This is a genomic window from Acinetobacter sp. HA, assembly GCF_000264725.1.
GTDB lineage: Bacteria > Pseudomonadota > Gammaproteobacteria > Pseudomonadales > Moraxellaceae > Acinetobacter > Acinetobacter schindleri.
In genome coordinates this window covers 13,738-36,745 of the sequence record NZ_AJXD01000098.1, presented here as the reverse complement: position 1 = coordinate 36,745, position 23,008 = coordinate 13,738, and the positions used below count along the sequence as shown (strand labels likewise).

Genomic DNA, 23,008 nt, shown 5'->3' with positions numbered 1-23,008 from the left:
TAAATACTCTAAAGTCAGTCTCAAGTTCACTCCAGATAGTCTGTTTTAAACAGCTTAAGATTGGCCGTATTTTCAAGACGGTCAATCGTCAGCTGCATTTTTCGGCCGGCTTCTTGCAGATAATATGGTGCTGCATTTGCAGTAGAGCTAATAAATTTAGACTGTTTTAATTTCCACATATTGTTGATCTCCTTTGTCTTTATATTATTAATGCAATAAGAATACCAAAATTAATTTAGTATTCATTTGAATATTCTATATTTTCAACATGACAATTCTATTTCAACGAATTAACAGGATTTTTCAGTTAAATTCGTCTGTATCCGGTATATTCTTTTCCAGCGCTTGTTCAGAGCGCTTATCTGCTTTGCTCTTAACAAAGATAAATCTATAGGCAGCAGTAAAAAAGCCAATCGTAATTCCTGCAATCACTAAAGGTGCTAGAACTTTATTCGGTTTTTTTGCATTCATTCATTTTTCCTCATGACTGAACAAAATCGACCACTTAAGCGTGGCCGATTTTATTTGATTGGAACAGGTTAATTCAGGTCATCTTTCTTTGGACGACTATCGACATTCGGTTCGTCTTCACCTGTAGAGCCAAATGGATTATTAGCTGGTGGATGAGTTGGATCGACGTCGAGTGAGTCCGGTACAGCCTGATCTATATCTGGAGTAACCTGATCAATACCCGATGCTTCATCATCCTGCGGTGCAGTAGTAAGTGATGCAGGGGTACTATTCGATAAGTCCGTACGCATTGGCGCATTGTCATCATTCTGACCTGGAGTAGGCACGATACTCGCTCCTGTTGTAGTAGCTGGTTCAGTCGCAGAAGTCGCACTACCTGAACCAAAAGCTGAAGTCATGATATCAGTATCTTTTTTCAAGGGATTTGGTTCTTTGCCTTCACGTTTGGCTTTATCAATCAAATCCGTCAGAACACGTTCTGCCGGCTGACGACCACCAAGACCGAATGCCAGAGCAAAAGCCACTGCTACTGCGCCCAGAGTCAGACCGAATGCAAGGTTTACAATCGAATCGGCAATGCCCATTGCGCGTAAGCCCATTGCAACTACCAGACCCATAATCAGGACACGAACCAGATTGGCTAACCAGCGTGAACTGTTATATTCACCGCGCTGCACTACATTCGCAACCACATTTGCCAGCCAGAAGCCAACCACCAGAATCACTGCGCCGAGCAGGATGTTCGCACCGAAGTAAATGAACATCGCAATCAGGCTACTTACCTGTTCAAAGCCAAGACGGTTCGCCGCTTCAGACACAGCAAACAGCATAGTGAACAGAATGATCAGGACGCCCACGACATGCGAAATTTTAGTGGTACCTAGGAAACGTTGTAAGTCTAGCTTGGCCGGAACTTCATCTACACCCGTACCTGCCAGAACTTCAGTAACCAGCTTCGCGACCAGTTTCGATACGACATAAGCCAGAATCAGAATCAGGGCTGCGGCAATAATATTTGGAATGGCATTCATTACCTCATACAACATCGCGGTTGCAGGTTGTGAAATCGCCTCAATACCGAGAGCTTCAAAAGCGATGATCAGCGCTGTAATAATAATCACAGCAAAGATGAAGGAACCAATTACTTGAGGAACATTAGAGTTCTTGAAGATGCCAACTTTTTCTGCCTGTTGCTGTACATTCAGACTACGCAATAAACCTTCTACAATGCCACGGATGATTTTCGCCAGAATATAGCCGACAAAAACAATCACACCGGCAATAAAGATATTAGGCAGATAACCAACCACATCATTGACCATGTTCTGAACTGGATACAGCAGACCGCTTAAACCCAGAATCGAGAGTACGATAGGCAGGAATAACAACAGAATCAGCCAGTAAATAATTTCACTGATATTCTCACTCAGTGGCTTTACACCAACTTCTGAACTGAGTTTTTCATCCAGTTGAGTGCGGTCAAGCAGCTTCTGTAGTCCCACCTTGACCAGATTGGCAACAATCCAGCCAATGAATCCGACAGCAATCGCAGCAAGCAATTGAGGGATAAACAGCAGGAAGCGCTGAATCATGTTACTGAACGGTCCACTGACATTGGTCAGATTCAGTACATTCAGTGCACCAATAACTGCCATAATCAGGATTAACCAGAAGACAATTCTTGTGATGATATTTTCAATATTAGAACGATGGCCAGTCGCATGGTTTAGCCGCTCATTGGTTCCAAGCTTTTGCAGGATTTTTTTTACGCCTGCAGAGACCAGTAATGCAATAACCCAGCCTATCAGCAGGATCGCCACTGCACTTAATATGGGATGAAACTGTTCCCAATAGTACATGGCATCATAACCGCCTGGGCCTCTCATATATTCATTCATGTTGTCATGCCCTCTATGGTTTTACTTTATTTATAAGTATTTACAGACTTCTTTTTTGGAAAGTTGTAAAGCCGTCTGTCATGCATTATTCACATTAGAATTGGAGCTTTTTTTTATTCAATTGAGAAATGCACAACTACAACAAATCCGCACATTAGATTGCAAAAAAGCCCTGATTCTTAACCAGGGCTTTTTAAGAGGGTGCTTACTGACCAGCACCTCGACTAGATCCTTCTGAGTCGGTTGCTATACCAACATTCATACCTCCCGCTGTATCTTCTGCGGTGGCTTCAGTCGTACCAGTAACACCACTTAAGTTCGCAGGCTGATTCAGATCCTGACTACGCCCTTCCTCTGACTGAGCTGGGGTCGTATTGTTCATGGTTGCTGGTTGAGCTTGCGGATTTGGATGACCCGGAGGTGCTTCTTCTGGTGAAGGCTTAATATCGGCAAACATATAAAGTAGCAATGCCAGCAGGAAGACACCTACTAAAATTAAAATATAGACAGGAATTCTTTTCTTCTGCCGTGTATCTTCATCATAGCCTGAAGGTGGTGTTTTGTTGAAATCATTAGCCATAACCATCCTCACTGTTTTTTATTCATGTGTGGATTTCATCATAACAAGTTGATTTTTTAACTTGTGTGACAAAAATAAGTGAGATGGTGACGGCGTGTAAGTCTGTAACAGCGTAGAAGTTTCTACACTATTGGTTATTTAAATAATCCTTTGCCTGGCTCATGCCGAACTTCAACCAATGTTTCATGTTCATCTTTTAGCTGTACGCCCGAAAGCTGCAATGCACAGGATTTTTGCATGAGTGCGATTAAGCGTTGGATCGCCAGCGGATAGGACAGACCTGCCGGACGAACATTGGAGATACAGTTTCTGAGTGCATCATGGCAGCCTTTAAAAGCATTATAAGTATAATAAATTCCCATACTATCCGGAGAACTCAACCCTGGGCGTTCACCAATGAGCATCACCAGCATTTTGGCTTTTAAAATTTCTGCAACCTCATCTCCCAGTGCGACACGGCTACCACGGGCAATAATTAGAGGTGCGACCCTCCAGCCTTGCACTTTGCAAGCTTCTACCAAAGCAGGAATAAAGTGTGGTGTATTTTCTTCAATAGCACGTGCAGATAGCCCATCTCCCGCGACAATCACCACATCCCAAGTGTCCTGATGTTCATTCCGGTATTGCTGTAACATCGTTTTAGACTCATCAGACAGGATACGACCCAAATCCGGGCGTTTTAAATAAAGGTCCTTTTCCACTGCCTGGCTTTCAATGTCTAAAATCGTTAGACCAGTCCTGCTTAGACTTTCTTTAAGTTGATCAGCAGCAAGTGATTTAAGCACAGCATCTTTGGCTTGAGCATGTGCCAGCTGAAACTCCAGACTTGGTCGGGTTGGTAAACTGCCACCTGCCCGGCCTAAGGCTATACGCGCATCGGTATAGGCTTTGAGCTGTTGCCAGGGATTGTCTTGCAGCTGTGACTGAAATTGCACATCAGGAACCAGTTTCATCATCACTCCTTAAGACAGCATCAAACGGGAAAACTGTTTGGGTAATTCAGTCGGCCACTGCAACTGATGGGCTTGCTGAGAAAGAATACCCTGCTGTTGCAGCCAGTGGTCAAATTCAGGCGCCGGTTTTAAGCCTAATAACTGACGAATATATAAAGCATCATGGAAAGAGGTAGTTTGATAGTTCAGCATCACATCATCTGAACCCGGAATCCCCATGATAAAATTCAGTCCGGCATTGGCGAGTAGAGTCAGCAAGATATCCATGTCATCCTGATCTGCATCGGCATGGTTGGTATAGCAAATATCACAACCCATCGGCACGCCGAGCAGCTTGCCACAGAAATGATCCTCCAGTCCTGCCCGGATAATCTGCTTACCGTTATACAGATATTCCGGGCCGATAAAGCCGACCACGGTATTGACCAATAAAGGGTTAAATTTACGTGCCACGGCGTAGGCACGTGCTTCCAGAGTTTGCTGATCGACCCCATGATGACCATTACTGGACAAAGCACTGCCCTGTCCGGTTTCAAAATACATCACGTTCTGACCCACTGTGCCACGTTTCAGGCTTAAAGTCGCTTCATAACCTTCCTGTAAAAGTTCCAGATTAATGCCGAAGCCGGTATTGGCTTTTTCAGTTCCCGCGATGGACTGGAACATCAGGTCAATCGGGATATTTTTATTCGCCAACTGAATCCCTGAAGTGATATGGGTCAGCACACAGGACTGGGTCGGAATCTGATATTCATGAATAATGTGATCCAATAATTTTAATAACTCGGAGAGATTTTGCAGATTATCTGTCGCCGGGTTGATTCCGATCACCGCATCACCACTGCCATACATCAGCCCATCCAGGATCGATGCTGAAATTCCCATCAGATCATCGGTGGGATGATTCGGCTGCAAGCGGGTGGAAAGATGTCCTTCCAGTCCGATGGTGTTTCTAAATCGGGTCACCACCCGGCATTTTTTTGCCACCAGAATCAGATCCTGGTTGCGCATGATTTTACTGACCGCTGCCACCATTTCTGGGATCAGCCCCATTTTTAAGGCCGTAATTTTTTCAGTGGTGGCATCTGTACTCAACAGCCAGTTACGAAAATCCCCCAGAGTAAAATGCGAGATCGGATAGAAGGCAGCGGCATCATGTTCATCCAGAATCAGTCGGGTCACTTCATCCTGTTCATAAGGTATTAAAACTTCATTCAAAAACTGCTGTAATGGTACTTCTGCCAGACACATTTGTGCAGCAACCCGCTCAGTTGCATCATGGGCAGCAATCCCTGCCAGCTGATCGCCAGACCGTTCAGGGCTAGCCTTGGCCATCAGCGTTTTTAAGTCTTCAAAAATATAGTGCTGACTGGCCACATTGATCTGATACAGCATAAGCATGTTCTCCCTTCAAGATGATTTATTTCAATTCCTTTTCTGCTGCCTCAATACGGGCAAATTCTTCTTCCGGTGTGCCTGCCACCAGATGATGACGGCTATACAACAGGAAGTAGAGAATCAGTACGACATAAATCGCAGCTGCCATTAACCAGACTTTTGGATCGACCAGGAAGCCAGCGACCACTGCAATGGCTGCAAGCACTAAAGCAATCGATGCCGTGACAATACCGCCCGGCGCTTGATAAGGACGTGCCAGATTTGGTCGAGATACTTTGAGTTTGATATAAGACATCATCATCAAGAGATAGGAAATCGTCGCGCCAAAAACGGCCATAAGGATCAGCAGATCACCTTCACCTGAAAGTGACAGCAGAAAGCCAATAATCCCCGGAATAATGATCGCCAGATAAGGCGCATGATTGCTGTTGGTCAAAGACAATTTTTTCGGTAAATAACCGGCACGTGACAGTGCAAAAATCTGACGGGAATAGGCATAAATAATCGAGAAAAAACTCGCGATCAGACCCGCCAGCCCGACAAAATTCACAAAACTGGCCATCCAGGTATTAGACCCATAGACTGCAACCAAGGCATCGACTAGTGGCGCACCAGAATCTTTAAGGGCATCTGCACCGGCTGCACCAGGACCGAGTAACAGAATACTTAACGCAAAGAATGCCAGAATCAGCATGGAACCAATCAGACCTCGCGGTAAGGATTTTGCCGGATCTTTGGCTTCTTCTGCCGCTAATGGTACGCCTTCAACAGCAAGGAAGAACCAGATTGCATAAGGCACGGCCGCCCAGATACCGAGATAACCCAATGGCAGGAAAGTGCTGGCACCCGCCGCTTCAGTACTGACCGCAATATCAAACAGGTTTGCACTATTAAAATGCGGCAACATGCCGAAGATGAATACCATCAAAGCTACCGCAGCAATTGCGGTAATCACGAACATGATTTTAAGTGCTTCACCAGCACCTTTCAGATGCAAGCCCATAAAGATCAGATAGCTGACCAGATAAATAATCCAGCCACCAATGCCAAATAAAGCTTCGCAATAGGCACCAATGAAACAGGCAATGGCTGCCGGTGCAATCGCATATTCAATCAGGATCGCGCTACCTGTCAGATAGCCACCAAAGGGACCAAAAGCAGTCCGGGCAAAACTATAACCCCCACCAGCAGTCGGCAGCATGGTCGACATTTCCGACATGGCCAGACACATGCACAGATACATCAATGCCACCACAATAGTAGCAATAAACATCCCACCCCAACCCGCCTGAGCCAGACCAAAATTCCAACCAGCAAAGTCACCGGAAATCACATAAGCCACCCCTAAACCCACGAGGAGCAGCCAGCCTACAGCACCTTTTTTCAGCTGTCGCAGGGCAAAATAATCTTCTTGTACTGTTGTTTCGGTGACGCCGGTATCGATGACACTTTTTGACTCTGACATAGCAACCTCTTTGTTTTTATCTTTGTTCCCTGAGGATATGCATAAGCCGTACCAGTTCATCCATTGTCTAGGGAAAGCAAACTGAATCGCTGCCCTATCAGTACGAAATGCGCTATAATCATCCACCTCCTATTTATACACTCGATTTTTATGGCGTATCGTCAACAAAGTGTATCGCTTGATCTTGACACTGACGTCACACATCAATGTGCGTTACACCACACCCGCGATCAGCATCTGATTGGAATTATTGAATTCAGCAAGCCAAGCTTTTTGCTGCGCTGGCAGGATTTGGAATATTTCCGTCGTCGTACCGAAGAAATGTCGGTGATGCCATTCCCGGACTGCGTGAATGCAATGATCATTGATGTGCGTAATGTCGCAGCCTGGCTCGACAATGACGTACCCATCATTCCATGGCGCTTACTGGAAGAAGAATGTCCGGTACGTCTGGTCGTGCCTGCGGAACGCATCGAACATTATGCCGGTTTCTTTGAACCGACGTGGCTGACCTCTGATGTAGAGACAGCGATCCAGGAAATCCGGGACTTTATGGATATGTTTGTCCATTAAGAGATACAAAGTAAAAAACCTCCGACATGGAGGTTTTTTTGTGTTTAAAGAAAATAAAAGTCTCCCTTTACTAAAGGGGGATTTAGGGGATTCTGATTTCAGGAAATATTTTTTAACTTAATCCCTTCCCTTGCGCAGCGATGCTGTTCACCCCGAAGAACGAGGGAGAATAATGCTTACCAATAATTCTCGACTGCAATATTTCCTTCACCACGACGGTTCATGGTCAAGCCACGTGCTTTTAATGCTTCTTTGGTATCTTCAACCATATCCGGGTTACCGCAGAGCATGACATGGCTGGTTTCAGGATTAAGCTGCATAGCTGCGGCTTTTTCCAGTTCACCATTTGCAATCAGAACCGGTAAACGGTCATGCAATGCTGCTTCAGGATCACGGGTAATAATTGGAATAAATTTAAAACCGCTATGTCCTTCACCAAAGCTTTCTGCAATTTCCTGAATACGCTCTACATAAGCCAGTTCAGCTTGCGTACGCACGCTATAGACCAGATTAATTTGCTTATAGTTATTCCAGGTTTCAAAGTCTTGCAGCATGGATAAAAATGGCGCCAAACCTGTACCTGTTCCCAGTAACCATAAATCTTGTGGTAATGGCAGCTGGTAACGTGCCAAGGTCAGATAGCCATAAGGAATCTTTTCCAGGTAAAGTTCATCACCCACTTTAAGATGTTGTAAATTTGAAGTAAATTTACCTTCAGGCACCACGATTGAGAAAAATTCCAGGGTTTCATCGAAAGGTGAAGACACCACTGAATATGCCCGGACAACGAGTTCATCTCCTATCTTCAAGCCAATACGCGCAAACTGCCCTGCAGTAAACTTGAAGTGTGCAGGTCTGGCCATGGTGAAACTAAACAGCGTATCGGTCCAACGGTGTACAGATAAAACCTTTTCTAAGCTAAATTTTTCAATAGACATGATTCAAACGTGGCATCAAAGACTATGCTCATGGTAGCATGACAGCATAATTTATTAATATTTTTTAAATGTTAAGGCTCTATTCATGCGCATGACTCTACGCCAGTTGGCTGTTTTTGTAGCAGTTGCTCAAGAAGGTACCGTCACCAAAGCCAGTGATGCAGTCAAACTCACCCAAAGTGCGGCGAGTATGGCTTTAGCAGATTTAGAAGATGGTCTTGGCGCACCTTTATTCGACCGTCTAGGCAAGCGTTTACAGCTGAATGATTTAGGTCGTTTTCTTCTCCCGCAAGCACTTGAAATTCTTGGTCGCTGTGAAGCTTTTGAACAAGCTGCTAAAGGTGAACTGCAAAGCATTGACCTGCGTCTCGGTGCGACCCTGACCATTTCCGACTATCTGATGCCAGACCTGATGGCGGATTTTTTAAAAATCCAGCCACAGGCACACTTGCAACTTCAGGTGGGTAATACTCGCCAGATGATTGAAGCCGTCAACCAGTTCCAGCTGGATCTTGCGCTGATTGAAGGTTCCTGCCACTTGCCACAGCTGCAATGCATCCATTGGCGTGATGATGAACTCGCTGTGTGCTGTGCTCCGGATCATCCACTTGCTCAGTTAAACCGTCCACTGACTGCTGAAGACTTTAAATCTGTAGAATGGATTCTTCGTGAAGAAGGTTCAGGTACGCGCGAAGTCTTTGACAATGCCATTCTGCAAGATGTTCCAGATGCTAATATCCGTTTGACACTCGGTCATAACGAGGCAATTCTGAAGATAGTGGCAGGTGGCATAGGTATGTCCTGTATTTCTAAACTGGCAATTGAACCTTTACGTGAAAAAAGTCAGTTGGTGATTCTTGATACACCTTTCTGGTCTCTGACCCGTCCATTATTTATGCTGGTACACCGTCAGAAGTATCAAGGTCCAGGTTTAAAAGCTTTTATGAAATTCTGTGAAGCCTAAATTTCTGTTCAAATTAAAAAAGCGCCACAAGGCGCTTTTTTAAGAATGGGACAAATATCTTATTAAAAACTGAAGACTGAGCTAAATTTCTCCAAATATCATGAAGCCAAGCGCTGATACAAAAGCCAGCCAGAGTGTAGGACTAAAGAAAATACTGTTACGTACTGGAACAGCCACCACGGCAGGTGCTAGAGATGGTAGTACGACTACTTCAGGAACAAATTCCTGTTGGGGTTTAATATCTAGACGCACCATATTGTCCAGTTGAATCTTATTTTGTTCTTCAATGATTCTGAATTTAAGCCGTTCCCCAACTTGAGGCATTATTTCAGGTGAAGGTAATTGCTGTAACTGGAAACCTAACTCCTGTGCCGTGTTTGCCAGTTCAATGCTTCCGGTCCCGCTTAGGGAGTCATAGGTTTTAACTCTTCCATCTGTAAACATGATATATGTCCCTGAATCATCATAGATGCGTATTTTAAGTGGAAGGCCATAAGATATATTGTGAGCTTTAGTAGGTATTTTATTGTTTTAGCAACATCGCATAGCATTTAAGTTAAAAAAACCGTTATAAAATTACATTAAATAAAAATCAAATAAAAAGAGGCTCTAAAGCCCCTTTTCAGTTTAAATGGAAAGTAAAAATTTAACGTTTTAAGCTAGACAATAATTCAGTGGTAATTGAAGTATTTACCGCGACAGCCTGGGCTTTTTTCGCTTTCTTGGACTTATCAGCTACGCGTTCAATTTTAATAGCTTTGTACTTATCACCATTTTGAACCACATTGAATTTTACCCGGTCATTGCGCTTCGGTTCACCTGAATCGGCGGGGAAATCCGAGATATGAAAAAATACCTCACCTTCAGGTGAAGAAATAAAACCAAATCCTTTTTCTGGATTGTACTGTTTTACTTTTCCTTGGTATTGCTCGGAAGTCATAAACGTCCCCTACTCTGTATCTGTCAGTATTCAGTATATAAAAAAGAGGCTGTAAAAGCCCCTTTTCTGTTCATTTTCAAAAATATTAGTCTTTTTGAACTGAACCAAAAATCTTGTCACCCGCATCGCCCAAACCTGGAACGATGTAACCATTTTCATTCAAGCCATGATCAATCGCCGCAGTGAAAATCACCACATCTGGATGAGCTTCTTCAACACGTTTAATGCCTTCAGGTGCTGCGACCAATACCATCACACGAATATCTTTACAGCCGCTGGCTTTCAATACGTCAATCGCAGCAACCAGAGAAGAACCAGTCGCCAGCATTGGATCAATGATCATCGCAAGACGGTTTTGTACGTCTGGAACCAGTTTTTTATAGTAAGTACGTGCCTGTAGGGTTTCTTCATCACGTTCCAGACCCAGTACAGAGACTTTGGCACTTGGAATCAGATTCAGGAAACCATCCAGCATACCAATACCCGCGCGCAGAATCGGCACCACAGTAATTTTCTTGCCTGCAATGCGGTCTACAGTCACTGGTCCGTTCCAGCCGTCAATCTCATGTTCAACGACAGGAAGATCCTTGGTCGCTTCATAAGTCAAAAGCATAGTCACTTCCTGAGCCAGCTCACGGAAGTTCTTTGTACTGATGTCTGCACGACGCAGTAAACCGAGTTTATGTCGAATTAAAGGATGACGGATTTCATGGATTGCCACGGGAGAACACCTAGAAGGTTAAAGATAAATTTCCGCTATTATAAAGACTTTTCCGGATTTGTTTAACTAAAAAAGCCCCCAATCGTGGAGGCTTTTTTGTAATAACTTCAAACTTGCGCTGAATTAGTTAAAACCACTTTGAACCAAAGTGAAAATAAACTGTTGTAATTCAGGCGACATTGCGAAGAACGCATAGCGAGACAGCGCAATGATTGGATCTGGATAAACACCGATCACCAGTACCAGTAATGCGACAAGCAATACCATGATACCGCCGACTTTCTGACCCCAGTGATTTACAGCGTCAAGACGTGGTGTTTCTGGTGGAGTCATATACATGACAACCATCACACGCAGGTAGTAGTACAGACCAATACCTGAACCTAGGATAACCATCGCAGCAAGGAACCAAGACTCGCCTGCAACTGCAGTTTTCACAACTAGGAACTTACCGATGAAGCCCGCTGTTAATGGAATACCTGCTAGAGACAGCATCATCACAGTTAATACAGCAGTTAATACTGGACGGCGCCAGAACAGACCGCGGTACTCCGCCAGGCTACCTGCTTCATCTGTATTGTTATACGGACTAGACATCAGCGTTACCACACCGAAAGCACCAATCGTAGTCAATACATACGTGATGATATAGACGTTTACACTTTCAAAAGTCGCGAAGCCCTGGATTTGCAGGAAGTCAGAGTTACGTGCAGAAACGATGGCAACCAGTACATAACCGAAGTGAGCAATTGAAGAATATGCAAGGATACGTTTCAGGTTCACCTGTTTCACTGCCAGCAAGTTACCAGCAAGAATCGAAAGCACTGCAAGGATCGTAATGATGGTGACGAAGCTGTCTGCCAAGATTAAACCTGAAGACAATACATAACGCACAAACAGACCCAGCATTGCCACTTTAGACACAGTTGCAAGGAAAGTTGCAACTGGTGCTGGAGCACCTGCGTATACGTCTGGTGTCCATTTGTGGAATGGAGCCAGTGACAGTTTAAAGCCCACAGCGAATACGATCAGTGCCAGACCAATTACTACAGCAGGTTGACTGAATGCAGTTAACAGTTTGCCTGGTTCAGCGACAAAGCTTAGAGAACCTGTATATGCATAAACATATGCCATACCCATCAACAACATTGCAGATGCAGTTGCTGAAAGCACCAGATATTTCACACCTGCTTCAAGCGATTGAGAACGCTGATGTGTATACGCCAATAAGCCATATACAGGGATCGACATGAGCTCAAGGCTAATGAAGAAAGATGCATAGTGAGAACTTGCCACCATCAGCATCGCACCGGCAACGGAGGTCAGCATCAGGATGTATAGTTCTTCACGGTTATCTTTATAGGTTTCAATATAAGCATGTGACAAGGTACTGCACGCCAGTGCAGCCACAATAATCACAAACTGATACAGCATCGTAAACGGATCTACGAGGAACAGATTCATTACATTGGCAGGTGCAAATTGACCCGCTAACAGAACGAACAGAATGTACAACGCCGCCAGGTTTAGACCGATGACTGTCGTAGTCGCAACTAAGTTATGGTTACGCTTAATTGCAGTAAGCAACATCACGACGATCGCAGTCAATGACACGATCATCACAGGTGCTAGAGGCATAAGCTCAGAAAAAGACATTGTGAAGTTCATGGCTTATTGGATCTCCACATTTTCAGCTGAAACGGCAGCTTGCTGCACAGCATCAGCTGCTTCAGACACAGGAATGTAGCTATTCGCTAACCACGCCATGCTTGAGTTAGAAACGTCAAGGAAGCTTTGTGGGTATAGACCAAGCCATGCTAGACCAAATGCACAGATCAGCAAAATTACCACTTCACGTGCATTTAAATCTTTTAACGGATTTGTGTAGTGCTGTTTTTGCTCTTCGTTTGGAACACCAAACAACGCTTTATGGATCAGAATCAAACCGTACAGACCCGCAAATACCAGGCTGATTGCAGCGAGGATTGTGAATGCAGGGAATTTACCGAATGAACCCATCAGGATCAGGAACTCACCAATGAAGTTACCTAGACCTGGAATACCGACAAGCGCCGCGATGAAGAACATCAGGAAGAATGCAAGGTATGGGAACTGACCACGAATACCACCCATCAAACGCATATCACGTGTATGAACACGTTCGTACACCTGACCACACATAATGAACAGCGCCGCAGATGACAGACCGTGAGCCAGCATCATGATCATCAGACCTTGGAAGGTCAGGATGTTACCTGCATAAATTGCAAGTAAAACGAAGCCCATGTGTGAAATAGACGTATACGCCAATAAACGTTTCATATCGGTTTGCTGGAAAGCACACCAAGCACCGTAGAAGATACCGATTAAACCGAAAATGATCGCGATGTCTGCAAACTGTGCAGAAGCCGCCGGGAAGAATGGAATCACGAAACGGATCAGACCATAAGCAGCTGTCTTAATCAAGATACCTGCAAGGTCAACAGAACCCGCTGTTGGTGCTTGTGCATGCGCATCTGGTAACCAGCCGTGTAATGGGAAAACTGGAAGTTTTACTGCAAAACCGATAAATAGACAGATCATGAATGCATAAGCAACTGCTGGTGCTTGTGTATCCAGCATGTTCGCTACACCCATCAGGTAGTTGTAGTCGAAACGGATTTGACCAGTCATGGTGTAGCCTACAGTCACCAGACCAAGGATACCAATCAGCATGATTAAACCAGCTACCTGTGTGTAAATGAAGAACTTGGTTGCAGCATATACACGTGACTTGCCTTCTGCCCCTTTATGACCCCAAAGTGCGATCAGGAAGTAGATCGGCACCAGCATCATCTCCCAGAAGAAGAAGAACAGGAACAGGTCAATCGCCAGGAATACACCGATTACACCACCCAGAGACCATAAAAGGTTCAAGTGGAAGAAACCCACGTTTTTCTGAATCTCACCCCATGAACAGCCTACTGCCAGCACACCAAGGAGTGCAGTCAAGCCAACCATCAGTAAAGATAAACCATCCACCGCAAGGTGAATGTTAATGCCCAGGGTTTGAATCCAAGGCAATTTGAACTCGGCTGCCCACGTAGGAGCCGCACCGCCAAGTTCATAGTTATAAGTACCCGACTGCCAAAGGACGATGGTTAAAACCAGCGTCACTAACATACCAATCAGCGCGATATAACGCGGAAGGTGTTGGTCGAGTTTATCGACCAACCAGCAAATAAAACCTGCAATGAACGGAATGAGGATCAGAGCCGGCAAAATAATATTGTTTGGAGCTTCCATTTTATTTCCCCACTACCTGAATCACGAGCAAGATCATCAGTAGGACAACGACACCGAGCCCCATACTAGATGCATATTCACGCAGTGAACCTGTTTGACGTGAACTGGTAAAGCTATGACCACCTTTAACCAGTGCAGGCAGCACTAGCCAGAAGCCATCAATCGGATCACGGCCGAACAGTTTCGCGAAGAACAAATAAGGCTTCACAAAAACGATGTCATACAGCTTGTCAAAACCAAGTGCATTACGGCAGATGTTGGCAAGGCCCGCACCCAGAGAAGTTTTCGCAAAAGATTTCACAGCGTTGTAAGCAAAAGCAAACAGCACCACGCCAATTGCAAGACCTACCAGTGCAATACCTACTGCTGTGTATTCTGCAGTATGCATGCCATGTTCAAGTGCTTCCGGAATTTCAAATGCAGGAAGTTTAGCCGCATTCAAAATACTTTCCACAGGCGCTTTTAATGCTGCACCCACGAAAGTTGAAAGTACTGTAAGAATTGCCAATGGACCCCAGTAAGTTACACCCTTGATTGCATGGTAAGGTGTGTTTTCTTTACCGAAGAATACCACCCAGATCAGACGGAATGTATAGATCGAAGTCAGGAACGCACCGATTACACCCACCCAGTAAAGTGTGCTGTAAACTGCGATTGATTGGCCTTGTACCCAAACCGCACCCAGGATTGCATCTTTTGAGAAGAAGCCCACAGTGATGAATGGAATTGCAGCCAATGCACCGCCACCAATGGCGAAACATGCAAACAGGAATTTGTTCTTGTAGAACAGACCGCCCATCTTGAAGATATTTTGTTCGTGGTGGTAAGCCAGAATCACTGCACCAGAAGACAAGAATAATAATGCCTTGAAGAATGCGTGAGTCAGCATATGGAACAGACCCGCCTGGTATGCTTCAGCACCTACAGCCATAAACATATAGCCCAACTGACTCATGGTTGAGTAAGCAAGGATACGTTTGATGTCTGTTTGTACCAATGCAGCAAAACCAGCCACCAGCAATGTCACCGCACCAGTAATTGAGATGAACATCATCACTTCAGGTGCAAGTTCAAATACTGTGAACAGACGGCAGCACAGGTAAACACCTGCTGTTACCATTGTTGCAGCGTGGATCAATGCAGAAACAGGAGTCGGACCTGCCATCGCATCTGCCAACCAGGTTTGCAGTGGAATCTGTGCAGATTTACCAGCAGCACCCAAGAACAGCATTAACGCAGTCCAGATGGTCAATGATGAGCTTTGAGTCATCACAGCCGCAGCATTTTCTACGATGTACTGAGTATTTAGCGTACCGAATTGCTGGAACAGCAAGAACATGGCAATCAGCAGGAATACGTCACCAATACGGGTAACGGTAAATGCCTTGATCGCTGCCACACCGTTTGCAGGGTTTTGGTAGTAATAACCAATCAGCAGATAAGAACACAGACCTACACCTTCCCAACCCAGGAATAACAACGCCAAGTTGTCACCCAGTACCAGCAATAACATGCTTGCAACGAACAGGTTGAAGTAAGAGAAGAAACGTGCGAAGTCTTGTTCACCACGCATGTACCATGATGCAAAGATATGGATCAGGAAACCAACGCCTGTCACCATGCCCAGCATCAACAGAGACAAACCGTCCAGGTGCAGGCTGATGCCCGGTGCAAAACCACCGACATTGAACCAGGTCCAAAGAGGTTGTACTACTGCGGTAGAACCATTGTTGACAAAGTCCATACCCGCAATGAGTGCGAACAATGCCGATAACCCCACAGCCCCTACACCAATAATGGCTGCAACTGTTTCAGGAAGCTTATGACGCCCTGCCGCTAAAAGGACGAAGCCAATGAGCGGGAATAAAATTGTTAGATATAAATAACTCATCCGCGCATCTCACTAGCAGCATCCACATCCAGATGATGGAAGCGATGATAGAACTGAAGGACGATCGCAAGACCGATACACGCCTCTGCCGCAGCAAGGGTCAGAATCAGGATAAACATGATTTGACCATCAGGCTGTGCCCATGCACTGCCCGCCAGGACGAATGCCAAAGCAGCAGCATTCATCATGATTTCAAGGCTCATTAAAATGAATAGCAGGTTGCGTCGCACCATTACACCGTAAAAACCCAGTGCAAAAAGAATGGATGCAACGATCAAACCATGCTCTAAAGGGATGTTGCCCATTATTGTTGTTCCTCTTCTGCACCTGGTTCACGTTTACCCAAATGGAATGCTGCAACAAGTGATGCAAGCAATAACATCGCGGCAACTTCTACCAACAATAAGTATTGCGTAAAGAGTGATTGACCTACCGCTTTAGGACCGACCATTTCTGTGCCCATCACCATTGAAGGCTGCACGTAATCTGATTTAAGTACCCAAACCAAGATCAGACCAATCAGGAAGCTCATCAATGCCGGATAAGCCCACGCTGATGAAGTCAACCATTTGCGTTCCTGAGCAACAGTCTGTTCGCCCAGGTTCAGCATCATTACCACGAACACGAATAACACCATGATCGCGCCAGCATAAACGATGACTTCAAGCGCACCCGCAAATGGTGCACCCACGATCAGGAACAGCCCTGCTACAGCAAGGAGTGAAACGATCAGGCTTAATAAAGCATGTACCGGGTTCGTGTTAGTTACCACACGAACCGTAGAGACGATGGCCACAAGGGCCATTAAATAAAATGGCCACATCATGGTAATAGACTCCGTACATCAACAGGCGCACTTTCACGCTGTGCCTGACCTTTGTCCTTACCAGCAACTGCCATACCGGTTACACGGTAGAAGTTATAGTCAGGATATTTACCAGGACCAGAAATCAGTAAGTGTTCTTTTTCGTAGACTAAGTCTTGACGAACATATTCGCCCAATTCGAAATCTGGTGTCATCTGAATCGCAGTCGTAGGACATGCTTCTTCACACATACCGCAGAAAATACAGCGAGAGAAGTTGATACGGAAAAATTCCGGATACCAACGACCATCTTCACGTTCTGCTTTTTGTAGTGAAATACAGCCTACCGGACATGCAACCGCACACAGGTTACATGCCACACAACGCTCTTCGCCATCTGGGTCACGCGTTAATACGATACGACCACGGAAACGTGGTGGCACGATTTCTTCGGCTGGCACTTCCGGATATAAAATGGTGTCACGTTTGCGCGTTGCATGGGTAAATACCATGAACAACGTACGAACGATTGACCCGAATCCAGCTAGAAATTTAAACATTTTGTTCTCCCTGCTGTCTTAGGCCTGATTCAACAGAATCACAGCACCAGTCACCAAAAGGTTAACCAACGCCAATGGCAAGCAAATTTTCCAACCAAAGTTCATCACCTGGTCATAACGTGGACGCATTAAAGAACCACGCGCCAATACAAACATCATTACGAAGAATGCTGTTTTAATAATGAACCAGAATGCTGGTGGAAGGAAATCAAGACCAAATGGTGCTAACCAGCCACCGAAGAACAGGGTTACGATCAATGCAGAGATCAGTACTACGTTTACGTATTCCGCAACGAAGAACATCCCCCATTTCATACCGCCATATTCTACGTGGTAACCTTCCGCCAGTTCCTGTTCCGCTTCTGGTTGGTCAAATGGGTGACGGTGAGTTACCGCAACACCTGCAACCACGAAGATCAGGAAGCCTAAGAACTGAGGAATAATAAACCATACATCTTTCTGTGCTTCTACGATCTCACGCATGTTGAATGAACCGGCAATTGCCACTACACCCATCAGGGAAATACCCAAGAACACTTCATAAGAAATGGTTTGTGCTGCTGAACGTAGACCACCAAGCAATGCGTATTTGTTGTTAGAAGACCAACCACCAAACAGTACTGCATATACCGCAATACCTGCCATTGCCATGAAGAACAACAGACCGATACTCATGTCTGCAACACCTAAGTAAGGTGATACAGGAATAACCATGAACGACAGCACCGCAGTTGCCATCGCAACTGCTGGAGCCATACGGAAAGTCAATTTATCAGCAAATTTTGGTGTCCAGTCTTCCTTGAACATGATTTTCAGCATGTCGGCAACAATCTGGAACATACCGCCCGGACCTACACGGTTCGGACCGTAACGGTCTTGCCACAAGCCGAGTAAACGACGTTCAATAAAAGACATCAACGCAGCGATCAGTACTACAACCAGTAAGATCACGATCGCTTGAAGTACTGAATAGGCGATTGGCCAGTTTTCAGCCCACAACGGCGTTTGACGGATTAATTCTTGTTCCATGAATTACGCTCCTACCGCGACTGAAACAGGCTCTGCAAGAGATACCGTTGGTGCAAGACCAATTGGGTAGCCAATATAACCTGTTGGTAAGTATTCAATCACTTGTACAGGAAGAACAATTGAAGTCTCGCCTGCTTTCACAGTGATCTTCTGACCGTCTTGCAGGTTCAAGCGTGTAGCATCCTGTTCGCCCACTGCAAATACTGCGTCAGGAATACGTGATTCCATTGCCGGAGTTTTAATGGTGAACTCGCCAGATGCAAAGATGTGATGCATTGGTACCAGACGGAAGCTTTCAGCATTTACAAGCACAGGTGCTGGTGCAACGAAGCTACGCGCTGGACGTTTTGGTAAACGGTCGAATAAACGAACGCCTGAATCACCTCCTTTTAAATGACCGCCCACTTCATCCTGGTATTTGTTCCAGGCTTGTGGTGAGTTCCAGCCTGCAGCCCAAGCAAATGGTACCAGTGAAGATGGAGTCTCATCACCGACATAACCTTCCATAGAGAATGTTAATGCAGTGTCTTTATCAGTAGGCTGTTTCGGCTCATGTACAGACAATGGCGCACGCATCGAAGTACGACCTGAATAACGACGTGGTTCACGTGCCACTTTCAGACCATGGACACGGAAGCCTGCATCTGGTGCTACATCCAGAATACCTTCAAGTGCAGGAACGTTACTTGCTACTGACTCGATCACATCATCCAGTACAGTCCAGGAAATCGCTTTGCCTTGTACGCCTGTTTCCAGTGCGTGTAACCAGCGCCAAGATTCTTTGATCGCAAGTTCCGGATTGTAGTAGTTAGGGTCATACACTTGATAGAAACGTTGTGCACGGCCTTCTTGAGAAACGACAGTACCATCACCTTCAGCAAATGAAGCAGCAGACAATACGATGTTGGCTTTCTTCACAGTCGCAGTTTCAGAGTGATCCAATACGATCACTTGTTTACCTGCAAGCGCAGCATCAACCTGAGCTGCTGGTAAACGACGGTATAGATCGTTTTCTACAATTAGGACAGTGTCATAGTCTTGTGCAAATGCTTGTTCAAGGCTTTGACCACCGAAGATTGCCAGCCCCATTGAGTTCACTTCAGGAACAGTCAAGGTCAAGCCCGCATTACCCAGGTTTTGTGCGACTTGTGCAGCAGCTTCCATGATGGTTGCGTCTTGTAGACTTGTACCAGAGATAATCAGTGGTTTCTTCGCAGCTTTCAACGTATCTGCAATGGTTTGTGCAAATGCTTTCGCATCGTCATCAAGACCAGTGATGATTTCACCTTTCACGCCCGCAGCAATCGCGAAGCCTAAACGTGCGATGTCATTTGGAGAAGCAACTACTTCACCTTCTGCAACGTCAGACAAACGTGTTTGTGTTGCAGCCAGAATGTAAATCGGAGATTTCGCATCTTGGGCAATACGTTGTACAGGTTCAGCCAGCCATTCTTGGGTACGGCGCTCTGCAGCCATTTCCTTGCCTTTATTTTTCGCAGCTTGGCGAACAGATAAAGCCATACGTGGCGCAGTTTGAGTCAGGTCTTCACCTAGAATCAGTACCGCATCATAGCTTTCGATTTCACGCATGTTCGGGTTATAAACACCCTCGGTTTGCATGATCGATGCAGCCAGCTCAACCAGATTTTGCTCTTTTTGAGCCATACCAGTTGAGTAGTTGTCTTGACCAACTAACTCACGTAGTGCGAAGTTAGCTTCAAGTGATGCACGTGGTGAACCGATCCCCAGAACTTTTTTGCCCTGGATTTTCGCAATTACGGTATCCAGTGCGGTATCAACAGAAACTGTTTCTACATTCGTACCAGTACGGAACTGTGGCTGACGAGGACGGTCTTTACGGTTTACATAACCGGTACCGAAACGACCTTTATCGCACAGGAAGTATTGGTTAACTTCACCATTGAAACGGTTTTCAACACGGCGAAGCTCGCCATAACGCTCACCCGGAGAGATGTTACAACCTGAAGAACAGCCATGACATACGCTTGGTGCGTACTGCATGTCCCATTTACGGTTATAGCGTTCTGAGTGAGTCTTATCGGTGAATACACCAGTCGGACAAACTTCAGTCAGGTTACCTGAGAATTCAGATTCCAAAGTACCTGATTCCGGACGACCGAAATAAACGCGAGAAGCGTTTGCATATACGCCGAAATCCGTACCGCCCGCATAGTCTTTGTAATAACGAACACAACGGTAACATGCGATACAACGGTTCATCTCGTGCGCAATGAACGAACCAAGTTCTTGGTTGTAATGCGTACGCTTGGTGAACCGGTAACGACGACGGTCATGTTGTGTCATCACGGTCATATCTTGCAGGTGACAGTGGCCACCCTCTTCACAGACTGGACAGTCGTGCGGGTGATTGGTCATCAAGAATTCAACAACGGAAGCACGGAAATCTTTTGCTTCTTTGTCTTCAATCGAGATGTAGGTATTGTCAGCAGCCGGTGTCATACATGACATGACCAAACGACCACGCGTATCTTCTGGATTCGCGTATTGAGTCACAGCACATTGACGGCAAGAACCGACAGAACCTAAGGATGGATGCCAACAAAAGTATGGGATGTCGATGCCAAGACTCAAACATGCTTGCAGCAAGTTTTCCGAGCCGTTGACTTCATACGATTTTCCATCGACATGAATTGTAGCCATAGTCGAATTCCTTAAGCTTGTTCTACGTTGCGGGTTTGAGCGGCAGCATTTACGACTTTCGCTTCAAATTCGCCACGGAAATGTTTGAGTGCGCCCATTAACGGTTCCATAGCACCTGGTGCGTGAGCACAGAAAGTTTTACCAATCCAAAGCTTACGAGTCAGTTCTTGTAAGTGATCGATATCTTCTTTCTTGCCAGTACCATCTTCAAGTGCTTTAAGCGCTTTCACCGCCCAAGGTAAGCCATCACGGCAAGGTGTACACCAGCCACATGATTCACGCGCAAAGAATTCTTCGAGGTTACGAGTCGCTGAAACCATACATTGAGTTTCATCAACCACCATCAATAGACAGGTACCTAAACGTGAACCTGCTTTCATGATGCTTTCCGCATCCATCGGAAGATCGATATGCTCGGCAGCCAGGAAGTCAGTTGATGCACCACCGGGTAACCATGCTTTCAGCTTCAGGCCGTCACGCATACCACCGGCATGTTCTTCAATCACTTCACGTGCAGTGGTACCGAATGGTAGTTCCCATAGACCTGGGAATTTCACCTTACCTGAAGCACCATAAATTTTTGTGCCAGGATCTTTCGATTTGCCTGCAGACAGACCGATGTACCATTCTGGGCCACGCAACATGATGGCTGGCAAGTTGTTGTAGGTCTCTACGTTGTTCACAATTGTAGGACGACCCCAAGCACCTGCAACCTGCGGGAATGGTGGTTTGGTACGCGGGTTTGCACGGCGACCTTCAAGCGAGTTAATCAATGCAGTTTCTTCACCACAGATATAACGACCCGCACCGGTATGCACGTGTAACTCGAAGCTCCAGCCAGAATCCAGGATGTTGTCACCCAGATAACCTTTGGCACGAACCTGTTCAAGCGCTTCGTTCAGGTATTTCGCCGCTTCGATGTATTCACCACGGATGAAGATATAACCTTGAGTTGCTTCAAGGGTATAAGCTGCAATCAGCATACCTTCGATCAGCTGGTGAGGAAGATCTTCCATCAACAGACGGTCTTTGAAGGTACCTGGTTCCATCTCATCGGCATTACAAATCAGGTAACGTGGACCTGAATTGTCATTTGGCGCCATCAGCGACCATTTGATCCCTGCCGGGAAGCCTGCACCACCACGACCTTTTACGGTTGCTGCTTTTACAACTTCCAGCACTTCTTTCGGTGTCATAGACAGGGCTTTTTTAAAGCCTGCATAGCCTTCAAGCGCTTCGTAATCATCAACGTGACGGACATTTGCTTGTTTGCTCAGACGCCAAGTCAGTGGATGCGTTTCCGGGTTACCGTCGCCATAAATTGGTTTTGGTTCGGTATTCATACATACTTCTCCAATAACTGTTTAATTGATGTCACTTCCACGAGACCGTGAGTGTCTTCATCAATCATGAGGGTTGGACCTTTGTCACAGTTACCTAGGCAGCAAATTGGAAGCAAGGTAAAACGGCCATCCGCTGTGGTTTGGCCGAACTGGATACCCAATTCACGCTGGAATGCTTCTGCTAAAGTCTCCGCACCCATCAAGAAACACGCAATTGAGTCACACAGTAAAATTACGTGACGACCCACTGGCTGACGGTAAATACGGTTATAGAACGTTGCAACCCCTTCCAAATCGGCAAGGCTCATGCTGAGCATTTGCGCGATGGCATTCATTTGAGCATCGTCTACCCAGCCATTACGGCGTTGTACACATTTGAGCGCATCAAGACACGCTGCACGTGGGTACGGGTAATGCCCAATGTGATGTTCAATTTCGTGGATTTCTTCCGAAGTTAAAATCCCTTCAACATTCACACGTGGCTTTTTATCAGTCAAAATCATCATAATGCG

The 23,008-nt window shown here is 45.6% G+C and carries 23 protein-coding genes; 2 read left to right on the top strand and 21 right to left on the bottom strand.

Translation table 11 applies throughout. The features are described from left to right. Positions 1-26: 26 nt before the first annotated feature. The 7 genes from HADU_RS15705 to eat all read right to left on the bottom strand — a co-directional run bounded on the left by HADU_RS15705 (position 27) and on the right by eat (position 6,765). The gene (locus tag HADU_RS15705; protein WP_004814723.1) at positions 27-179 is read right to left on the bottom strand and encodes a hypothetical protein; all 153 of its coding nucleotides are present in this window, start codon (positions 177-179) and stop codon (positions 27-29) included. Between the two features lie 124 nt (positions 180-303). Further along, positions 304-471: a hypothetical protein gene (locus HADU_RS15700; RefSeq protein WP_004814722.1), complete on the bottom strand. Its 168-nt coding sequence runs from the start codon at positions 469-471 to the stop codon at positions 304-306. A 68-nt stretch (positions 472-539) separates the two neighbouring features. Beyond that, the gene (locus HADU_RS14345) at positions 540-2,369 is read right to left on the bottom strand and encodes a mechanosensitive ion channel (protein ID WP_004891720.1); all 1,830 of its coding nucleotides are present in this window, start codon (positions 2,367-2,369) and stop codon (positions 540-542) included. Positions 2,370-2,574: 205 nt separating this feature from the next. Continuing rightward, on the bottom strand, positions 2,575-2,949 hold the full coding sequence (locus HADU_RS14340; RefSeq protein WP_008307474.1) for a hypothetical protein: 375 nt from the start codon (positions 2,947-2,949) through the stop codon (positions 2,575-2,577). Positions 2,950-3,083: 134 nt separating this feature from the next. Next, a complete protein-coding gene (eutC, locus tag HADU_RS14335) occupies positions 3,084-3,902 on the bottom strand; it encodes an ethanolamine ammonia-lyase subunit EutC (RefSeq protein ID WP_008307472.1) in 819 nt (272 codons plus the stop codon). A 9-nt stretch (positions 3,903-3,911) separates the two neighbouring features. After that, entirely contained in the window at positions 3,912-5,297 is a 1,386-nt protein-coding gene (locus HADU_RS14330) for an ethanolamine ammonia-lyase subunit EutB (RefSeq protein WP_008307470.1), read from the bottom strand. 25 nt (positions 5,298-5,322) lie between these two features. Beyond that, positions 5,323-6,765, bottom strand: coding sequence for an ethanolamine permease (eat, locus tag HADU_RS14325; protein WP_008307469.1), 1,443 nt, complete (start codon positions 6,763-6,765; stop codon positions 5,323-5,325). Between the two features lie 150 nt (positions 6,766-6,915). Between eat and HADU_RS14320 the strand changes: the two genes are divergently transcribed. After that, positions 6,916-7,338, top strand: coding sequence for a hypothetical protein (locus HADU_RS14320; RefSeq protein WP_004814711.1), 423 nt, complete (start codon positions 6,916-6,918; stop codon positions 7,336-7,338). A gap of 176 nt (positions 7,339-7,514) precedes the next feature. Here the strand turns inward: HADU_RS14320 and HADU_RS14315 are convergent, their stop codons facing one another. Continuing rightward, positions 7,515-8,276, bottom strand: coding sequence for a ferredoxin--NADP reductase (locus tag HADU_RS14315; protein ID WP_008307468.1), 762 nt, complete (start codon positions 8,274-8,276; stop codon positions 7,515-7,517). An 85-nt stretch (positions 8,277-8,361) separates the two neighbouring features. On the opposite strand from HADU_RS14315, the gene gigC reads away from it, so the two are divergent. Beyond that, positions 8,362-9,240, top strand: a complete 879-nt coding sequence (gene gigC / locus HADU_RS14310; RefSeq protein ID WP_008307467.1) for a LysR family transcriptional regulator GigC — start codon at positions 8,362-8,364, stop codon at positions 9,238-9,240. 81 nt (positions 9,241-9,321) lie between these two features. On the opposite strand, the gene HADU_RS14305 is transcribed toward gigC, so the two are convergent. From HADU_RS14305 to nuoE, 13 genes are all read right to left on the bottom strand, one after another. Continuing rightward, positions 9,322-9,684, bottom strand: a complete 363-nt coding sequence (locus HADU_RS14305) for a hypothetical protein (protein ID WP_008307466.1) — start codon at positions 9,682-9,684, stop codon at positions 9,322-9,324. Between the two features lie 202 nt (positions 9,685-9,886). After that, positions 9,887-10,180, bottom strand: coding sequence for a cold shock domain-containing protein (locus HADU_RS14300; protein ID WP_008307465.1), 294 nt, complete (start codon positions 10,178-10,180; stop codon positions 9,887-9,889). Positions 10,181-10,265: 85 nt separating this feature from the next. Continuing rightward, positions 10,266-10,901 (bottom strand): uracil phosphoribosyltransferase, encoded by a 636-nt coding sequence (upp, locus tag HADU_RS14295; RefSeq protein ID WP_004785068.1) that lies wholly within the window; start codon positions 10,899-10,901, stop codon positions 10,266-10,268. 123 nt (positions 10,902-11,024) lie between these two features. Further along, positions 11,025-12,569, bottom strand: coding sequence for an NADH-quinone oxidoreductase subunit NuoN (gene nuoN / locus HADU_RS14290; protein ID WP_008307464.1), 1,545 nt, complete (start codon positions 12,567-12,569; stop codon positions 11,025-11,027). 3 nt (positions 12,570-12,572) lie between these two features. Next, entirely contained in the window at positions 12,573-14,186 is a 1,614-nt protein-coding gene (gene nuoM / locus HADU_RS14285) for an NADH-quinone oxidoreductase subunit M (protein ID WP_008307463.1), read from the bottom strand. Between the two features lies 1 nt (position 14,187). After that, on the bottom strand, positions 14,188-16,077 hold the full coding sequence (gene nuoL / locus HADU_RS14280) for an NADH-quinone oxidoreductase subunit L (RefSeq protein WP_008307462.1): 1,890 nt from the start codon (positions 16,075-16,077) through the stop codon (positions 14,188-14,190). Next, positions 16,074-16,382, bottom strand: a complete 309-nt coding sequence (gene nuoK / locus HADU_RS14275; protein WP_004280769.1) for an NADH-quinone oxidoreductase subunit NuoK — start codon at positions 16,380-16,382, stop codon at positions 16,074-16,076. The genes nuoL and nuoK overlap by 4 nt, the downstream gene beginning before the upstream one ends. Continuing rightward, positions 16,382-16,900: an NADH-quinone oxidoreductase subunit J gene (gene nuoJ, locus HADU_RS14270; RefSeq protein WP_171056685.1), complete on the bottom strand. Its 519-nt coding sequence runs from the start codon at positions 16,898-16,900 to the stop codon at positions 16,382-16,384. Before nuoJ ends, nuoK begins: the two co-directional genes overlap by 1 nt. After that, complete coding sequence (gene nuoI / locus HADU_RS14265; protein ID WP_004785079.1) at positions 16,900-17,442, bottom strand: NADH-quinone oxidoreductase subunit NuoI; 543 nt, start codon at positions 17,440-17,442, stop codon at positions 16,900-16,902. The genes nuoJ and nuoI overlap by 1 nt, the downstream gene beginning before the upstream one ends. Before the next feature lie 18 nt (positions 17,443-17,460). Further along, positions 17,461-18,471, bottom strand: a complete 1,011-nt coding sequence (gene nuoH / locus HADU_RS14260) for an NADH-quinone oxidoreductase subunit NuoH (RefSeq protein ID WP_004785081.1) — start codon at positions 18,469-18,471, stop codon at positions 17,461-17,463. A 3-nt stretch (positions 18,472-18,474) separates the two neighbouring features. Continuing rightward, on the bottom strand, positions 18,475-21,153 hold the full coding sequence (nuoG, locus tag HADU_RS14255) for an NADH-quinone oxidoreductase subunit NuoG (RefSeq protein WP_008307461.1): 2,679 nt from the start codon (positions 21,151-21,153) through the stop codon (positions 18,475-18,477). 11 nt (positions 21,154-21,164) lie between these two features. Continuing rightward, a complete protein-coding gene (gene nuoF, locus HADU_RS14250; protein WP_004785084.1) occupies positions 21,165-22,496 on the bottom strand; it encodes an NADH-quinone oxidoreductase subunit NuoF in 1,332 nt (443 codons plus the stop codon). Next, positions 22,493-23,002 (bottom strand): NADH-quinone oxidoreductase subunit NuoE, encoded by a 510-nt coding sequence (nuoE, locus tag HADU_RS14245; protein WP_004785086.1) that lies wholly within the window; start codon positions 23,000-23,002, stop codon positions 22,493-22,495. The genes nuoF and nuoE overlap by 4 nt, the downstream gene beginning before the upstream one ends. Positions 23,003-23,008: the final 6 nt, after the last annotated feature.